This is a genomic window from Aliterella sp. E5.1, from assembly GCF_057473825.1.
The window spans coordinates 1-2,003 of sequence record NZ_JBYCCV010000279.1; the positions used below are offsets into that span (position 1 = coordinate 1).

Below are 2,003 nucleotides of genomic sequence, written 5' to 3' on the forward strand. Positions count from 1 at the left end.
GTAAAAAATAAGCTAAAGGACGATAGCGCTGAAAGTGTTGTCGTTAAACATTTGAGGTTTGCAGTCAAAGGAACGCAAGACAAGCTACATGAGTGGTTTCGAGCAAATTTTGCGAGTGAGAAAAGTTACTTTGGGGATTTGCTTTACAAGGGGCTAAACGCCACGACTTCATTCGACGACATTAATAGGTATTGGAACGAACATAGCAGTAAGCTCGATGACCTAACCGACTTCTTTTGCTACCACATCACGGCTGACGCAAGGCTTCAAGCTGCCAACCCGGTAGAAAGTATTGATTTATTACGAGAGCCACTAAAGCATCCCATCCATTATTTACAAAAGTTTCCAGATACGGAAAAAATAGCCAGTTATTACTTCAAACAGGCATTCAAGCAATCACTTCTGGTTCATCGGAATGCGGGCAACAATGTCCCCCTCTACGTAGGTGAAATGCCTCCTTTTGATGAAGGCGAGGGACAGCTTTCGGTTAGTTATCAAGGGAAGATAGCCTCCTTAACGCCACTTCATCGCCAAGGCGATGGTATGCGCAGCTTTATGGGTGTTCTGCTCTATTCACTAGTCAGCCATTATCCCATCGTCCTCTTAGATGAACCCGAAGCGTTTTTACATCCTCCTCAAGCACGGTTGTTAGGTCGGATGTTGGCGAAAGAGTTAAAAGAAAAAGAGGAGCGCCAACTTTTCATAGCGACCCACAGCGGAGATTTTCTTAAAGGGCTGCTTGATGCTGGCTCTTCTAATATCCGTGTCGTAAGGCTTCAACGTGACGGAGGCGTGAACAGGGTAAGTGAGTTAAGCAATGCAGACCTTGTACAGCTCTGGGGAAACCCTACCCTGCGTTATTCAAACGTCTTAGACGGCATCTTTCACGAACACGTTGTGGTCTGTGAAGGTGATTCGGACTGTAGGTTCTATAACGCCGTGCTGGACGCGATTTATGAAGGGCAACCGGAGAAAACTTTGCCAGACGTGATGTTTATGCATGGTGGCGGCAAACACGCAATTCCAGCTCTAGTAAAGTCCTTGCGCGCTTTGGATGTTCCTGTAACCGTTATAGCTGATTTCGACATACTGAATAACTCAAATCCTCTACGATTCGTTTACGAGAGTTTGGGTGGAGCTTGGAACGAAATCGAAATGCAGTGGGATAGAATAAAAAAAGCCATCGAAGGTCAAAAATCAGAATTAAGTGCCAAGGAAGTGAAAAGGGAGATTGAGACCATCCTCGAGCGAGTGTCCGAAGGCTCACTTTCCAAAACTGTTGTAGACGGGATTCAACAAGCGTTGAAGAAATCTTCACCTTGGGCCAATGCTAAAAAAGCCGGTAAAGCCTTTGTTCCTAGCGGGGATGCCACGAAAGAGTTTATGAGCCTTAATGCCAAGCTGAGGGAGTGCCGTTGCTTCGTAGTCGAAGTGGGTGAACTCGAAGGCTTTGTTAAAAGCGTAGGTGGAAGCAATAAACCGGAATGGCTTGCTGAGGTGCTTAAGAAGAATCTTAGAGAAGATTACGAGCTAGAGGACGCTCGAAAATTCGTCCGTGCCATTTTTGCTCCTCTTGAAACCGTAACGGAGGCCCAAAGCGGTCCGCCCGAGACCGTAAAGGAGCCGGCTCACGCGGTCTAACAGTTAGCTTTGGCTTAATGGATACGGTACGACCCTTTCCTCATCTATTTTGCACCAAGACGGCTGTGTCGTGCTGCGTGCAAGTTCGTTGCCACGCCCGCGCTGGGGTATCTGCTTGTACATCTTTCCCTTGACTCCGGGACGAAGCTCCACCATAATGAGAACGTGTTATCAAAATGCTTTTGCGACAGCGTGTGCTCAATCCCAACCGGGCGGCGCGCCTGCTCGCAGTGCATCCGCAAGCTGCAAGACTCGAGCTGAGCGCCGCTCCTAGACCTGTAGGCAAGTTCACCCGGACGGGCGATAGCCTGTCACCGCTCGTTTTTAGGAGGAGCCATGAAGCCAGCACCTGTGAACCCTTT

2 protein-coding genes are annotated in these 2,003 nt (G+C 48.3%); one reads left to right on the forward strand and one right to left on the reverse strand.

The window, feature by feature from the left end; translation table 11 throughout:
- A partial coding sequence (locus AC2VE5_RS26270; protein WP_486890497.1) for an AAA family ATPase occupies positions 1 to 1,641 on the forward strand: 1,641 nt, incomplete at its 5' end.
- Positions 1,642 to 1,681: 40 nt separating this feature from the next.
- Here the strand turns inward: AC2VE5_RS26270 and AC2VE5_RS26275 are convergent.
- The coding region (locus AC2VE5_RS26275) for a hypothetical protein (RefSeq protein WP_486890498.1) at positions 1,682 to 2,003 on the reverse strand (322 nt) is incomplete at its 5' end.